Source organism: Winogradskyella ouciana, assembly GCF_965284585.1.
GTDB classification, from domain to species: domain Bacteria; phylum Bacteroidota; class Bacteroidia; order Flavobacteriales; family Flavobacteriaceae; genus Winogradskyella; species Winogradskyella ouciana.
This window is the reverse complement of sequence record NZ_OZ260095.1, coordinates 1656674-1671229: the sequence shown is the minus strand read 5'-3', so window position 1 is coordinate 1671229 and position 14556 is coordinate 1656674. Positions and strand designations below refer to the sequence as shown.

The following is a 14556-nucleotide window of genomic DNA, read 5'->3' as shown; positions in this document are numbered from 1 at the left end:
TTTGTTACTAGATATTTCGATTCAATAAGTATCATTTTAGTTAAATTCGTTTCCACAATATATTCTTAATTATAAGAAAGTTTCTTCCCTCTGGGAAGACGGAAGATGAGCTTATTATGAAACAATACCACGACTTAGTAAAACACGTTTTAGAAAACGGAAACGAAAAAGGAGATAGAACAGGTACAGGCACAAAAAGTGTATTCGGTTATCAAATGCGATTTGACCTCAGTCAAGGTTTTCCAATGGTAACTACAAAAAAGTTGCATTTAAAGTCTATCATTTATGAATTGCTTTGGTTCTTAAAAGGTGATACTAATACAAAATATCTAACAGAAAACGGAGTCCGTATCTGGAATGAGTGGGCTGACGAGAATGGCGATCTTGGACCAGTGTATGGCCATCAATGGCGTAATTGGGCTAGCGAAGATATTGACCAAATCAAAGAGGTAATCAAAACACTTAAGAATAATCCGAATAGTCGCAGAATGTTAGTTTCTGCTTGGAACCCTTCAGTTTTACCAGATACCTCTAAATCATTTTCACAAAATGTGGCCGATGGTAAAGCAGCTTTACCGCCGTGCCATGCGTTTTTTCAATTTTATGTAGCAAATGGTAAATTATCTTGTCAATTATACCAACGTAGTGCTGACATATTTTTAGGCGTACCCTTTAATATTGCATCTTATGCCTTATTTACCATGATGATGGCACAAGTTTGTGGTTACCAAGCTGGAGATTTTATTCACACGTTTGGTGATGCTCATATTTATAACAATCATATGGAGCAATTGGAGTTACAATTATCTAGAGATCCAAGGCCATTACCAAAAATGATTCTCAACCCAGAGGTAAAGGATATTTTCGACTTTAAGTTTGAAGATTTCACCTTAGTAGATTACAATCCGCATCCACATATTAAAGGTGTAGTAGCCGTATAAAACGCTACAACGTATTTTAGTAATGAAAAAAAGCGTCTCAGTACTGAGACGCTTTTTTTAGGCTAATAGCACATTAACAATTATAAATTCAATACTCCGTTCTCTGCTGCTGCAAAGTCATTCCAAGCATAGGTATCTGCTTGGTCATCATTGATGTATGTACCATCAACAACGTATCTAAACTCATACGTATTATTACTTTCTAAATCAACGGTTCCTTTAAATGTTCCGTTTTTTAATTTCTTTAATTCTGTAGCTTCAGTATTCCACTCGTTAAAGCTTCCAACAACCGCTACACTTTTTGCCTCCTCCGCAGGAACTGAAAATGTTACCTTACAAACCGGCTTACTTTTTAAATACTGCTTTTTAATTGCCATAATAATAGATTTAATTATGGGTCAAAACTATAAAAGAATCATAAACAATTTATAGTTTACTTTACTAATAATGAAAGAATTATCATTTTAATAAAATAACCTTTACTTTTTAGTAAACTACATAATTTTAAAGGTCTAAAATTATGAGATTAACAACCCAAAAACCCACGCTTATCCATTGATTATCAACTATATCGTTTTCGAAAAACATCCCAGTTCCATATTAAAAAAATACGATAACGTTTTAGTTAAAAAAAAGTATCTTTATACTATTAAATTTAAATTATGTTCGGAAAGAAAAAACAAGTTTCAACCATAGATAAAGACCAATTAGAGCTTATAGAAAACGCCCAAAAACGCATTAGACAAAAAAAGCGTTTGTACATTCATTTTGTTATCTTTTTAATTGGAGCTGTGTTCTTGATTTTGGCTAATACGGTTTTAGGTATAGGTAAAGACTTAACCATAGCTGGTATTGACTGGTTCGTATATGCCATTTTAGCTTGGTTATTCCTCTTTGCCTATCATTTTTTTAATGTTTTTATCACTAATAAATTTATGGGTAAGGATTGGGAAAAGCAACAACTCGATAAATTGGTGAGCCAGCAGAAAGAACGTATAGAAAAATTAAAGCAAGGCTTTCTTAAAGAAGAGACAAAACTAGCGCAATCCCAAGCTTATAACGAGGCTTCTGGTTCAAAGCCAACTAGCGAAAAAAAAAAGTTTAGAGAACTGACCATTATCGTAGCTGCAGGTGAAGACAATGCCATTGGCAAGGACAATGACCTTATCTGGCATCTTAGTGATGATTTAAAACGCTTCAAAAAATTAACCTCTGGCCACCATATTATTATGGGCAGAAAGACTTTTGAAAGCTTCCCAAAACCACTTCCCAATAGAACACATATTGTTATTACCAGACAGAAAGATTACAAAGTTCCTGACGGAGTTATTGTGGTCAATAACCTTGAAGATGCCATTGATGCTGCCAGAAAAGACAATCAACCTTTCATAATAGGTGGTGGTGAAATTTACAAACAGTCAATTAATTTAGCAGAAAAGCTTGAAATGACTCGTGTCCATTCAACCTTTAAAAATGCGGATACATTTTTTCCTGAGATCGATGACACCAAATGGAGAGAAGTTAGCAGAACAACCCATGATGCTGATGAAAAGCATAAATATGCATTTTCGTTTACCACCTATTTAAGAAAATAAATATTCCTATTTTTGCAGCATAAATTTTGATACACATGAACGCATATATATTTCCAGGTCAAGGAGCACAATTCTCAGGAATGGGTTTAGACCTTTACGAGAATTCACCATTAGCACAAGAACTGTTTGAAAAGGCCAATGATATCTTAGGTTTTTCAATTACGGACATAATGTTTGAAGGCTCTGCTGAAGACCTAAAAGAAACTAAGGTAACGCAGCCTGCTATCTTTTTACACTCTGTTATTTTAGCAAAGACTTTAGGTGACAGTTTTAAACCAGATATGGTTGCTGGTCACTCGCTTGGTGAATTTTCTGCTTTGGTTGCTGCTGGTGCCTTAACGTTTGAAGATGGTTTAAAACTAGTATCTCAACGTGCTCAAGCGATGCAAAAAGCCTGCGAGTTACAACCAAGTACAATGGCTGCGGTTTTAGGTTTAGATGATGATGTGGTTGAAAAAATATGCGCCACGACCGAAGGTGTTGTAGTAGCTGCTAATTACAACTGCCCAGGTCAATTAGTGATTTCTGGAGAAATTGATGCGATTAATAAGGCCTGTGAAACACTCAAGGAAGAAGGAGCAAGACGTGCTTTAGTCTTACCTGTTGGTGGAGCTTTTCATTCGCCAATGATGGAGCCAGCCAGAGAAGAATTGGCTGCTGCTATTGAAAACACAAACTTTAGTAAACCAAATTGTCCAATATATCAGAATGTTACAGCATCCGCAGTAACAGATGAAAATGAAATAAAAGCCAATTTAATTTCCCAATTAACAGCACCTGTACGTTGGACACAATCTGTACAGCAAATGATTGCTGATGGAGCCACACATTTTACAGAAGTCGGGCCAGGTAAAGTTTTACAAGGTCTAGTTAAGAAAATACATAGAGAAGCAGAAACATCTTCAGCAACTTTTGAAACCAACGCCTAAATCTTCTACTTTGAATAGAAACATTTTTATAGCCCTTTTAATAGTATTCAATATTGCTATTGATCAGATTTCGAAAGTAATTGTTAGAAGCTCAATGACGCCTGGCAGAAACGGTGAAATTGATGTAATAGGTGATTACTTTCAATTAATTTGGGTTGAAAACAAAGGTGCATTTTTAGGCATGGGTAGTGACATGAATCCTACACTCAGACTCATTTTTCTTTTGATTTTACCTACTATAGTTCTTTTATATGTAGTGTACTACATTGTAAAAACAAAAGAACTAGATCGGTTAAGCGTTATTGCCTTTTGTTGTATCATAGGTGGAGGTATAGCCAACGTTTTTGACCGTATTACTAGAGGGGAGGTCACGGATTTTTTCTTTATTGATCTAGGAGGCGTTTTTAAAACCGGAATCTTTAATGTTGCCGACCTATCGGTCACCACAGGAATGATAATGTTATTATTCAGTGGAATATATAGCAATAAGAAGAAAAAAGCAGAAGAAACTGTTTAGCGTGCCAATCGGCAATCTTCACAATCTTTTACCTCACCATAATATGTTTCACGATATTTATGAAGTGTTTTGATCGGTATATTTAAGAATTGCTTTTTGATGTAGGTGACTTTTGTAGACAATACACCCATCTTTTTTGAAAATCGACCTTCTTGTCTGGTCTCACGTTTTATACTTATCAATTTCATGTCAAATCCATTATCATTAAATACAAAAAAACAAAGACTTCTAACCAATGTCAAGTAATAAGTGTTAAAATCGGGTTAAGCCTTTTTTTGATTATCATATTGAAAATCAAGACTTAAAACCATTAACATATTCTCAAAACACTGTGTAAATCATTGAGAGTATGATAATCGGGAAATTACTGGTTTTTATAAATTTTACCATTTTTCATCACAAAAGTGACATTTTCCATGGTAGAAATATTCTCTGTCGGGTCATCATCCACGGCCACAATATCTGCTAAATAACCTGATTTAATTTGACCGAGCTGATCTTCCATTTTTAAAATCATGGCATTGGTAACCGTTGCACTTTGTATGGTTTCCATGGCTGGCATACCTGCTTCAACCATATAACCAAATTCCTTTCCGTTATCTCCGTGATAAAAAACCGCAGCATCTGTTCCGAATGCAATACCGACTCCAGCTTTGTAAGCTCTACCAAACATATCTTGTATCTTCGGGCCAATATCCAAAGCTTTAGGAACAATAATTTCAGGATAATAGCCTTCTATTTTAGCCTTGTCGGACACAAATTTTCCTGCGCTAATTGTTGGTACTAAATATACATCGTGTTTTTTCATTAGCTCCATAGTTTCCGCACTCATAAGCGTTCCATGTTCTATGGTCTTAACACCACCTAAAATGGCACGCTGCATACCCTCATCTCCATGAGCATGAGCTGCAACATGAAATCCGTAATCATTTGCTGTTTCGCATATTGCTTTTATTTCTTCAATAGTGAATTGAGGGTTTTGGCCACTTTTAGCTACACTCAATACTCCTCCTGTTGCTGTTATCTTAATTAAATCCGCTCCGTTTTTATAGCGTTGTCTTACTGCTTTTTTTGCATCTTCAACTCCATTCACCACACCTTCCTTTGGCCCTGGGTTTCCCATTAAACTTTTCTTTGCTCCATTGGTTGGGTCAGCATGACCACCAGTTGTTGCTAAAGCTTTTTCTGCTGTGAAAATTCTAGGACCATCAATCTTACCAGCATTGATAGCATTTCTGAGCGCAACGTTAACACCAGAACCTCCCAAGTCCCTAACGGTTGTGAAACCACTCATTAGTGTTATCTCGGCATATTTTACAGAGCCAAAAGCAACATCAGCGTCATTCTGTGTATAAGCTTGGAGATATTTCTTTGGGTTGGTCTCATGCTCAATATGAACATGCATATCTATCAATCCAGGCATTACGGTTTTTGATTTTAAATCCACGACTGAATCTTCAGAATTTTGTGGATTTACGTAACCATCTTCAACAGAAATAATTTTTTCACCAGAGACCACTATGGTTTTTTCCGTCAGCACTTTTCCTGATTCAGTATCGATTAATTTACCACAATGTAAGTAAGTGTTTTGCGCCGATAGTGTTACTGAAATTAGTAACATCAATATTTTAAGAAAAGTTTTCATATGACTTTATTATTTATTTCTAATTTTTTGTTCCCATTTCCATGCTGAAGCCATAGCATCATCTAATGTTAATTCTGTTTTCCAGCCCAAAACATCATTTGCCTTATTGGTATCTGCATAAGCGGAAATCACATCTCCTGCTCTTCTATCCACCACTTTATAGTTCAACTTTTTGCCCGAAACTTTTTCAAATGATTGAATAGCTTCTAAAACCGAACTTCCTTTGCCTGTACCAAGATTAAAAAAATCGAAATTTGAATCATTATTACCAGACAGAAGACGTTGTAAGGCTACCACGTGCGCTTTTGCCAAATCTACTACGTGAATATAATCTCTTATACAGGTGCCATCTGGTGTTGGGTAATCACCACCAAAAACGGAAAGTTGCTCACGCATTCCTATAGCGGTTTGTGTAATATATGGCACCAAATTTTGAGGCACACCAATTGGTAATTCACCTATTTCTGCTGATGGATGTGCTCCAATAGGATTAAAATAACGCAGTGCTATACAATTGAGTTTCTCGTTAACCTTACAAGTGTCTTTTATAATTTCTTCTCCGATTTGTTTGGTGTTTCCGTATGGTGATTCTGCAGGTTTTACTGGTGCATTTTCGGTTATGGGCAACTCATCTGCTTGACCATAAACCGTACAAGACGAGCTGAAAATAAAATTTTGTTGATTCAGCTGACTCAACTCTTGAAGCACATATACCAAGGTATTAATGTTGTTCTCATAATACATTAAAGGGTTATTTACACTTTCACCTACGGCTTTGCTGGCAGCAAAATGGATAACTCCAGAAATATCACTATGTGTATTGAAAAATGATTTAACATCATCCTTTATTTTAAGATCAAGTTTTTCAAAATGTGGTCTTTTACCTGTTATGGCTGTAATTCCGTCTAAAACCTCAACCGATGAATTACTGAGATTATCAATAATTACAACATCATAGCCTTCATTCTGTAATTCTACAACAGTATGAGAACCGATAAAACCTAAACCACCTGTAACTAATATTTTCATATTTAAGAATTACCGTCTATAAAATTTAAAACTGTAGTGGTAATAAATTCAATTTGTTCATCATCTAATTCTGTGTGCATTGGCAATGAAATTACAGATTGCACCAATTGATTAGTCACTTTAAAATCTTCTTCATTATAACGCTCGTCAGCATAAGCTTTTTGAAGGTGTAACGGAATTGGGTAATAGACTCCACAAGGAATATTTTGTTCTTGCAAATGTGCCACCAGAGCGTCTCTATCAACATCTTTTAAGTTTAAAGTATATTGATGAAACACATGGCAATCGCATGTACCGCAAATACCTTCACAAGCAGTTCTTCCTGTCGGAACTGTAATTTTTGGATGATCTTTAAAAGCTTCAGAATATTTTCTAGCCGCATTACGTCTTGCTTCATTGTAGGTATCTAAATGAGGCAATTTAGCATCTAACACTGCAGCCTGTATAGAATCTAATCTCGAATTTACTCCAACTACATCATGATGATAACGCTTATACATACCATGATTTACAATACCTCTAATGGTATGCGCTAAATCGTCATCATTGGTAAAAATGGCTCCACCATCACCGTAGCAACCTAAGTTTTTTGAAGGGAAAAAGGACGTTGAAGCAACATGCCCTATAGCTCCGGTTTTGGTTTTTGTTCCATCTCTATGTAAATAATCAGCCCCTATGCCTTGTGCATTATCTTCGATAACGTATAAATTATGCTTTTTCGCTAAATCCATAATAGCATCCATATCCGCAGCTAATCCAAATAAATGAACAGGTACAATAGCTTTAGTTTTCGGTGTGATGGCCTTTTCAATAGCATCGACATCAATATTAAAGGTCACAGGATCTACATCTACCAAAACAGGAGTTAGTTGTAATAACGCAATGACCTCAACTGTAGCCGCAAAAGTAAAATCGGCTGTAATGACCTCATCACCTGGTTTTAATCCTAAGCCCATCATTGCAATTTGAAGCGCATCCGTTCCATTGGCACAAGGGATAACATGTTTTACTCCTAAATATTCCTCTAAGTTCTTTTGAAACTGATGAACTTTTGGACCATTGATAAATGCAGCGCTGTCCATTACTTCTTGAATTGATGGATCTACAACATCTTTAATTTTTGCATACTGACCCTGTAGGTCAACCATTTGGATTTTTTTCATTCCGGAGATTCTAATTTATATCTGCAACCTAGAATTAGGTCTTTAGCGAAAATACAAAATTGTAATCGCTATGCCAATGCAATTAATTGAAAGAAATGTATTTTAGCACAAATCTTTATGTTTGGGACTACTCTATTCCATAGGAATTAATATTGCAAGTTTCGTTGTTAAGCTTATTGCGCTTTTTAACCAGAAATTGAAGTTAGGTGTAGATGGTAGAAAGGAAACGTTTAAAAAGTTAGAACACTCAATAAAACCTACCGATAAAACGTTTTGGTTTCACTGTGCTTCTTTAGGTGAATACGAACAAGGCTTGCCTGTTTTTGAAGCTTTAAGAACTAAATATTCAGACTATAAAATTGTGCTATCCTTTTTTTCTCCTTCAGGTTATGAAGTCAGAAAAAACAGTAAAATTGCTGATGTGGTGGTCTACCTTCCTTTTGACACGAAAGCTAATACCAAACGCTTTCTGGATATTGTGAATGCTGATTACATCATCTTTGTGAAGTATGAAATTTGGCCCAACTTCCTTTCAGAAATAAAAAAACGAAGCCTAAATGCTATATTAATTTCTGCTGTATTTAGGGGGAACCAAAGTTTCTTTAAGTGGTATGGAAGTTTTATGACATCTTCTTTATTTGCTTTCAATCATATTTTTACGCAAGATGAAAATTCTAAATTGTTACTTGAAAGAATAGGTTATAACGATGTTTCCGTTTCTGGCGATACGCGTTTTGATCGGGTATATAATCAATTGGATACCGATAATACAGTTGATTTTATTGAAAGCTTTAAAAATGGTAGAACATGTGTTGTTTTTGGAAGCACTTGGCCAGATGATGATAAGTTGTATTTGGATTATATTAATGATAATTCAAACGACAACACAAAGTACATAATTGCTCCACATAATATAAAGCCTAGTTACATTGCGTCTCTAAAGTCTCAACTTAAGGTTAACACAGTTTGTTTTTCAGAAATGCAGAATGAAAATTTATCAAACTACGGTGTTTTTATTCTAGACACGATTGGTTATCTAAGTAAAGTCTATAGTTATGCAGATATAGCATATGTTGGTGGTGCAGCTGGAACAACAGGATTACATAATATATTAGAGCCTGCTGTTTTTGGAATCCCTATAATAATAGGGAAAAACTACGGCAAATTTCCCGAAGCCAAAGCTCTAATAAATCTGGGTGGTGTCACTACTGTTTCGTCGGTTTCTGAATTTGAATCGATATTAAATACTTTAATATCTGACCTTTCCTATAGAAAAAAGCAAGGTGAGATTAACAAAGCGTTTATTGAAAAAAATAGAGGCGCCATCATCCAAATCCTTAATTACATACGTATATAGCAGTGTTGCACTACTAATAAACATCGAAATTTTGTTAAAGTTTCGTTTAAATTGTTAATTTAGTGCATATAACTAATAATTAACACTAAAACTATTAAAATGAAAAAAGTAATTTTAAGCTTGGCCCTAGTTGCATTCTTAGGCCTATCATTAAATTCTTGTAGAGAAACTAAAGAAGAAACCGAAGAGGCAGTTGAAAACGTTGAAAAAGAAACTGAAGGAGCTATGGAAAAAGCTGGAAAGGCTATGGACAATGCTGTTGAGGAAACTAAAGAAGCGGGTGAAGCCATGGAAGATGCTGTTGACGAAGTCGACGGCGACGATAACTAATTTACATTAATCACTAATCATATAAATAAACAAAAAAATGAAAAAAGTAATTTTAAGCTTGGCTCTCGTTGCATTCTTAGGCCTATCATTAAATTCTTGTAGAGAAACTAAAGAAGAAAAGGTTGAAGACCAAATAGAAGAAGCTGTAGAAGAAACTGAAGATGCTATGGAAGAAGCTGGTGAAGCTATGGAAGATGCTGTAGAAGACGCTGGTGATGCCGCTGAAGACACAGCTGATGACATGGAGGATGCAGTTGATGATGCTAATTAAATTGATGACCAAATAAAGGAAAACTAGTTCGCCTTTATTATTCCATAAAAACTAAAAAGCCTGATAAATTATCAGGCTTTTTTTATTGTTAATTTTTTGTTGACTCCCAAAGTTTTAATTCGCTTGGCACTATCAAGGTTTTCTGTTGGTGTTCTTCATCATTAAGTTGTTCTATTAATAATTTTACTGCCACCTCACCTATTTCAAACGCTTTCTGATGGATAATTGAAATCTTAGGACTAGCTAGTAGATGTGTATGCTCATAACCAAAACCAATAATAGATAAGTCATCAGGAATGCTCCTCCCTAGTTTTTTGGCCATATTAATAGCGATTATTCCTGTGATATGATCTATGGATATTATAGCGTCAATCCCAGTATTATCCTTTAAATAATTGTAGACACTTTCATCTACATCATCAACATTTGCAAGTTTTAAAATTTGTGATTGCAACTTGGCTTCTTCAATGGCTTTTTGATATCCTTTAATTCTCAGTTTTCCAACACTAAGCTCTTCAACATTACTTACCAATAAGATGTTTTTTCTTCTTTCTTTTTTTATTAAGAACTCTGTTGCTTCATATACAGACTTAAAATCATCTACAATAACTTTATTACAAATTATTTCATTGATTACTCTATCGAACATCAGTACAGGAATTTTACTTGCAATTGCTGCTTTAATGTGTTCTGATTGTTCTTTAACCTGAGTATCTCTGGCAACGGCCATAATAAAACCATCAACACTACCATTAGACAATAACTCTAAACTACGCTGTTCCTTCTCGAACGACTCATTAGATAAGCAAACAATAATATCATAGTCGCTATTGGTAGCCGTAGTCTCAATACCATGCAAAACTTCAGCAAAAAATGGATTGGTTACCTTGGGTAAAATAACACCAATCGTTTTGGTTTTATTGGTTTTTAATTGTTGTGCAATTCGATTGGGTTTATAATTAACCTTTTCTGCAAGTTCATTGACACGCCTTTTTGTTATCTCACTTATTTCGTGGCTATCGTTGAGTGCCTTAGAAACTGTGGACACTGAAATATTAAGGAGTTTTGCTAATTCTTTTAATGTTGCCATAATTATAAAATAAAAAAGAGCGTATAATTTACGCTCTTTTATTGTGCTTATCTAAAAATAAGGTATTTAGTTTTTAACCAATTTAATGGTCTTGGTTCCGTTTTCAGAATAAACTTTAGCAAGGTACACACCAACATTTAATTCTGAGGCATCAATCTTAACATCTGTTTTGTTAGGCTCTAATTCCATAACTTGTTTTCCAAGCAAATCGAATATCTCGATACTATTAATAGTCTGACTATTCGATTTAATTGTCCAATCTGAAGTTGTTGGGTTAGGATAAACACTAACGTCTGATAATTCAAATTCTTCAGTAGATAAAACCGCTGGTTCTACAACGATGTTACCTAAGTTGTTATATTCTGTATCAAATTGTGATGTTGAATTAATATTTGGACCAATAAACTGAAAGCCATATTGAATATTCTCACCAGAAGTATACGATGTTGCATCCATATTTAAAAGAAAAGTTCCCGGTGCCAAAACAGCTGAATCTTCAGCTAAAACAGACGAAAAATCAGAAGCAAATACTTTGATAAAAACGACGGTAACAAATTCGAAACTCAAGCTAGAATCATCAAGAGTATTGGATGTTACTTCTCCTGTAAAAGAAAATACAGTACCATTTAAAGCTGGGTCTTGGATGTAAAGATTTGCTTCCATTATCTTATTACCTTCAAACACTCCTGTTGTTATCCAAAAGGGGTCTGCAGTATCCCCTACTCTGTTTGGTTTTAATGTTACTGAATTAGCACCTGTGTCTAATTCGGCAATTAAATCTGGAATTCCCCAACCTGTACTAAATGCACCTGCACCAACAGTTCCATCTTTTGGGTTCTCAAACACATTCATAAAACCTAGACCTGTTCCTGTAGGGTCAGGGCTAAAAGCCGTAGCATCAAAATTTATTACCGTCTGGGAAAACCCAAATGTAAAAGTTAACAATGCTAGTAATAAAGTAATTTTTCTCATAGTTATTATTATTTAGTTATTAGAAATTAATATTTTATAAAAATACTTAGCAAGTCTTATGAAGCGTAATTATTCACCACTACATAAACTATACAACCGCTGTAAAAATGTTAAATTTTAATGTTTTTTATAATATTTAGCATCTAGATTATTAATTATTAAGTATTTGATGCTAATATTTAAGTTTTTCGTTTTTGTCCCAAATTCCCCAATAAGCGCCAACATCTCCTTCGGCACCAACTTTCCACGATTCATCAAAAGAAGAGAAATAGAACATTTCAATATCATCTTCCTTAGACCACTTCTGTGCATTTATAAAATACTTCAACGCATTTTCTTCTGATGGGTGTGCGCCTTCTAATTTTGAACCTTTGTTTGGCCAGCCGGTTTCGGTAATAATTACTTTTTTTCCATTTCCCGCTTTTAAAGCTCTGTTGTACATATCTTTCATGTACAATAACGAATAATCTTGGTCGCAGCCTTCCCAAAACGGATAACAATTTGCTAATATAATATCGCAAGCTTCAGTAATGTTCGGACGATCAGTAAATTCATAATAAGCATCGACATAGCCTACCGGAACATTTTTAATTGCTCTTTTTACACTATATATATGTTCTAACAATTGCTCTTCTGATAAGTCTCCACGATACAAGACTTCATTGCCAACTGCGGCAACATCGACGTAACCTTGATTTGACAAATCAATTAATCCAGCAATTTCGTTTTCATTAATTTTAAGATCATCACCTAACCATGCACCAACAAGCGTTTTAATGCCATGTTCTTTCGCTATCTTAGGTATCATTTCATTACCTTCTGTACAAGAAAAAGAACGAATCCATTTAGTGTATGGTTTTATAATCTCAATCCTTCTTCTTATTTGTTCTTCAGATAATTGATTACCTGGCTCTTGCCCTTCTAAATAAGGGCTAAAGCACAAACCATGTACTCCTTGGTTTAAAATCTTTCTGTAAGCCTTTTTTATCTCTTTTATGTCTTTATTGGCATAATCTAATGATGCCAATGCAAAATGCTTTTCTTCTCTGTACGACATATTTAATTTTATTAAAATTATAACTCGCCTCTTCGTTCTATTAATTTTTCTTTTATTTCTCTTGCTCTAGTCTCATTTAGGCTGTACTTCAACATTACCCATATCGCTATTGCAGCTGTGGAAGCCGGTATAATGATATCTGCCAATCGTAATTTTGTCATTGTTTCGGCCGTTTGAGATACGGCTCCTTCATCGAATCCAACTAATGTTAGAATTGCTCCACCGAGTACTAGAGCAATGGCCTGACCTAACTTTACCATCCACCAATATATTGCACCAAAAGTCCCTTCTTTTCTCGGCATCCCATTTTCTAATTCATCCAAATCACATACATCTGCTGTCATACTCATCATTAATGTAAATAATCCACCTAAACCAAAAGCCATAAAAGGTATTGGTAAAAACATTAACCAAGGACCTCCTTGGCTCGTATCCATACTGAACCAAGACATACCTATACTGTCTAAAAAAGGATTTATAGCATTAAATATTGAGACTACACCATTGTTTAATCCTTGACCTAGACTTGTCTCATTAAATTGCCTATTCAATTCATTATCAAAACCCCACCATTTAAGAATGTACCCAACAATAGAAATAACAGTAGATATTATAAAAGCTTTTCTCTTACCAAACTTGTTTGCTATGCGAGAAATAATTGGGATTACCATAAAAGCAGTAACTACCGCAGTGAGGGAAGCAAACCAAGCAGGCCATGTACCAGCATCACCATAGTTACCATTATATATATAAAAAACAATTATGAAGAAACTGAAGGAAGCTACCATTTGAAACCCGTTGAACACCAAGAATGTCGCTCCACACAGCTTCATAAAAGGTTTGTTTTTTGACACTTCCTTAATACCTTGAAACAAATCTTTAAAGCTAGAGCCTAGTGTACTCATACTAATTTTTTTTCTATTTTCCATTTTACCGGCATCAATCCCTTTACAGAATAATGCTGGGAGAATACCAAGTACTGCGCATGCTAAACCAACTGTTAAAGACAATTTACGAACACCATTAGCCTGTAATTTTTCGTCCGTTATTTTTTGTAAATCATCTCCTGTAAGACCCATTTCTCCTATAGCCCTAAGAGCTTCATCACTTAATGAAAATACGGTAGGATCAGCAATAACTACCCAAAACCAAGGCACTAGCATCCAAGCTATTTGTCCGACAGTATTAGCAAATGCCATTAAGCGTGTACGCTCATTATAATCTGAAGTCATTTCGTATCCTAATCCCACTAACGGTGTAGCATACATTGTATTACCGACTAGAAACAGTAATGACATAAGGAGAAAATACCAAAAATTGAACATCACTGAGTTGTTCTCGCTCATTTGAAATAATAATGCAAAGAGGATACCACTTAGAATAGCTCCAATGAAAATATAAGGCCTTCGCCTTCCCCATTTAGATTTAGTATTATCAGAAATAAAACCCATTATCGGGTCTGTGAGTGCATCAAATATTCTAGGTAATCCACCTAACAGTCCAGCCAGAAATGGATCCATTCCAAAAGCTGTTACTAAAAAAAACATAAAAACCGCTAAAGCTCCAGGTAATAAATTAAGAACCAAGTGTCCTGAACCAAAGGCCGCTTTTTGACCTATAGGAACTCTATCTCGCTTCGCCGTTTTGATGTTTGACATAT

The 14556-nt window shown here is 35.0% G+C and carries 16 protein-coding genes; 7 read left to right on the top strand and 9 right to left on the bottom strand.

Annotated elements, in window-relative coordinates; all coding sequences use genetic code 11:
* The first annotated feature begins 116 nt into the window (after window positions 1-116).
* On the top strand, window positions 117-941 hold the full coding sequence (locus ACQ65V_RS07260) for a thymidylate synthase (RefSeq protein ID WP_430467405.1): 825 nt from the start codon (window positions 117-119) through the stop codon (window positions 939-941).
* 80 nt (window positions 942-1021) lie between these two features.
* Here the strand turns inward: ACQ65V_RS07260 and ACQ65V_RS07255 are convergent, their stop codons facing one another.
* Complete coding sequence (locus ACQ65V_RS07255; RefSeq protein ID WP_155090164.1) at window positions 1022-1318, bottom strand: isoamylase early set domain-containing protein; 297 nt, start codon at window positions 1316-1318, stop codon at window positions 1022-1024.
* A 285-nt stretch (window positions 1319-1603) separates the two neighbouring features.
* Between ACQ65V_RS07255 and ACQ65V_RS07250 the strand changes: the two genes are divergently transcribed.
* Genes ACQ65V_RS07250 through lspA form a run of 3 tightly spaced genes read left to right on the top strand, consistent with a single transcriptional unit; the run spans window position 1604 to window position 3982 of the window.
* Window positions 1604-2536, top strand: a complete 933-nt coding sequence (locus ACQ65V_RS07250; protein WP_430467404.1) for a dihydrofolate reductase — start codon at window positions 1604-1606, stop codon at window positions 2534-2536.
* Window positions 2537-2571: 35 nt separating this feature from the next.
* A complete protein-coding gene (fabD, locus tag ACQ65V_RS07245; protein WP_430467403.1) occupies window positions 2572-3465 on the top strand; it encodes an ACP S-malonyltransferase in 894 nt (297 codons plus the stop codon).
* Window positions 3466-3475: 10 nt separating this feature from the next.
* Window positions 3476-3982 carry a signal peptidase II gene (gene lspA, locus ACQ65V_RS07240; RefSeq protein WP_430467402.1) on the top strand — a complete coding sequence of 169 codons (507 nt, stop codon included), beginning with the start codon at window positions 3476-3478 and terminating at the stop codon, window positions 3980-3982.
* Here the strand turns inward: lspA and ACQ65V_RS07235 are convergent.
* The 4 genes from ACQ65V_RS07235 to ACQ65V_RS07220 all read right to left on the bottom strand — a co-directional run bounded on the left by ACQ65V_RS07235 (window position 3979) and on the right by ACQ65V_RS07220 (window position 7819).
* Window positions 3979-4170, bottom strand: coding sequence for a hypothetical protein (locus tag ACQ65V_RS07235; RefSeq protein WP_155090168.1), 192 nt, complete (start codon window positions 4168-4170; stop codon window positions 3979-3981). The genes lspA and ACQ65V_RS07235 overlap by 4 nt on opposite strands.
* 176 nt (window positions 4171-4346) lie before the next feature.
* Entirely contained in the window at window positions 4347-5627 is a 1281-nt protein-coding gene (locus ACQ65V_RS07230; protein WP_430467401.1) for an amidohydrolase family protein, read from the bottom strand.
* A 9-nt stretch (window positions 5628-5636) separates the two neighbouring features.
* Window positions 5637-6656 (bottom strand): UDP-glucose 4-epimerase GalE, encoded by a 1020-nt coding sequence (gene galE / locus ACQ65V_RS07225; protein ID WP_430467400.1) that lies wholly within the window; start codon window positions 6654-6656, stop codon window positions 5637-5639.
* A gap of 2 nt (window positions 6657-6658) precedes the next feature.
* On the bottom strand, window positions 6659-7819 hold the full coding sequence (locus tag ACQ65V_RS07220) for a DegT/DnrJ/EryC1/StrS family aminotransferase (protein ID WP_430467399.1): 1161 nt from the start codon (window positions 7817-7819) through the stop codon (window positions 6659-6661).
* Window positions 7820-7940: 121 nt separating this feature from the next.
* On the opposite strand from ACQ65V_RS07220, the gene ACQ65V_RS07215 reads away from it, so the two are divergent.
* From ACQ65V_RS07215 to ACQ65V_RS07205, 3 genes are all read left to right on the top strand, one after another.
* Window positions 7941-9176: a 3-deoxy-D-manno-octulosonic acid transferase gene (locus ACQ65V_RS07215; protein ID WP_430467398.1), complete on the top strand. Its 1236-nt coding sequence runs from the start codon at window positions 7941-7943 to the stop codon at window positions 9174-9176.
* A gap of 99 nt (window positions 9177-9275) precedes the next feature.
* Window positions 9276-9506 (top strand): hypothetical protein, encoded by a 231-nt coding sequence (locus ACQ65V_RS07210; protein WP_430467397.1) that lies wholly within the window; start codon window positions 9276-9278, stop codon window positions 9504-9506.
* A 37-nt stretch (window positions 9507-9543) separates the two neighbouring features.
* Window positions 9544-9777 (top strand): hypothetical protein, encoded by a 234-nt coding sequence (locus tag ACQ65V_RS07205; protein ID WP_273289006.1) that lies wholly within the window; start codon window positions 9544-9546, stop codon window positions 9775-9777.
* An 88-nt stretch (window positions 9778-9865) separates the two neighbouring features.
* Here ACQ65V_RS07205 and ACQ65V_RS07200 read toward each other — a convergent pair whose 3' ends face one another.
* The 4 genes from ACQ65V_RS07200 to ACQ65V_RS07185 form a co-directional block, all read right to left on the bottom strand.
* Window positions 9866-10867: a LacI family DNA-binding transcriptional regulator gene (locus ACQ65V_RS07200; RefSeq protein WP_155090175.1), complete on the bottom strand. Its 1002-nt coding sequence runs from the start codon at window positions 10865-10867 to the stop codon at window positions 9866-9868.
* A gap of 66 nt (window positions 10868-10933) precedes the next feature.
* Window positions 10934-11839: a T9SS type A sorting domain-containing protein gene (locus tag ACQ65V_RS07195; protein ID WP_430467396.1), complete on the bottom strand. Its 906-nt coding sequence runs from the start codon at window positions 11837-11839 to the stop codon at window positions 10934-10936.
* A 172-nt stretch (window positions 11840-12011) separates the two neighbouring features.
* Complete coding sequence (locus ACQ65V_RS07190; RefSeq protein WP_430467395.1) at window positions 12012-12896, bottom strand: glycosyl hydrolase family 17 protein; 885 nt, start codon at window positions 12894-12896, stop codon at window positions 12012-12014.
* A 17-nt stretch (window positions 12897-12913) separates the two neighbouring features.
* Window positions 12914-14554, bottom strand: coding sequence for an MFS transporter (locus ACQ65V_RS07185; RefSeq protein ID WP_430467394.1), 1641 nt, complete (start codon window positions 14552-14554; stop codon window positions 12914-12916).
* Window positions 14555-14556: the final 2 nt, after the last annotated feature.

What these genes read in the sequence shown, in the direction of transcription:
- ACQ65V_RS07260 (WP_430467405.1), top strand. Translation starts at nt 117, where the DNA reads ATGAAACAATACCACGACTTAGTAAAACACGTTTTAGAAAACGGAAAC.
- ACQ65V_RS07255 (WP_155090164.1), bottom strand. Translation starts at nt 1,318, where the DNA reads ATGGCAATTAAAAAGCAGTATTTAAAAAGTAAGCCGGTTTGTAAGGTA.
- ACQ65V_RS07250 (WP_430467404.1), top strand. Translation starts at nt 1,604, where the DNA reads ATGTTCGGAAAGAAAAAACAAGTTTCAACCATAGATAAAGACCAATTA.
- fabD (WP_430467403.1), top strand. Translation starts at nt 2,572, where the DNA reads ATGAACGCATATATATTTCCAGGTCAAGGAGCACAATTCTCAGGAATG.
- ACQ65V_RS07235 (WP_155090168.1), bottom strand. Translation starts at nt 4,170, where the DNA reads ATGAAATTGATAAGTATAAAACGTGAGACCAGACAAGAAGGTCGATTT.
- ACQ65V_RS07230 (WP_430467401.1), bottom strand. Translation starts at nt 5,627, where the DNA reads ATGAAAACTTTTCTTAAAATATTGATGTTACTAATTTCAGTAACACTA.
- galE (WP_430467400.1), bottom strand. Translation starts at nt 6,656, where the DNA reads ATGAAAATATTAGTTACAGGTGGTTTAGGTTTTATCGGTTCTCATACT.
- ACQ65V_RS07220 (WP_430467399.1), bottom strand. Translation starts at nt 7,819, where the DNA reads ATGAAAAAAATCCAAATGGTTGACCTACAGGGTCAGTATGCAAAAATT.
- ACQ65V_RS07210 (WP_430467397.1), top strand. Translation starts at nt 9,276, where the DNA reads ATGAAAAAAGTAATTTTAAGCTTGGCCCTAGTTGCATTCTTAGGCCTA.
- ACQ65V_RS07205 (WP_273289006.1), top strand. Translation starts at nt 9,544, where the DNA reads ATGAAAAAAGTAATTTTAAGCTTGGCTCTCGTTGCATTCTTAGGCCTA.
- ACQ65V_RS07200 (WP_155090175.1), bottom strand. Translation starts at nt 10,867, where the DNA reads ATGGCAACATTAAAAGAATTAGCAAAACTCCTTAATATTTCAGTGTCC.
- ACQ65V_RS07195 (WP_430467396.1), bottom strand. Translation starts at nt 11,839, where the DNA reads ATGAGAAAAATTACTTTATTACTAGCATTGTTAACTTTTACATTTGGG.
- ACQ65V_RS07190 (WP_430467395.1), bottom strand. Translation starts at nt 12,896, where the DNA reads ATGTCGTACAGAGAAGAAAAGCATTTTGCATTGGCATCATTAGATTAT.
- ACQ65V_RS07185 (WP_430467394.1), bottom strand. Translation starts at nt 14,554, where the DNA reads ATGTCAAACATCAAAACGGCGAAGCGAGATAGAGTTCCTATAGGTCAA.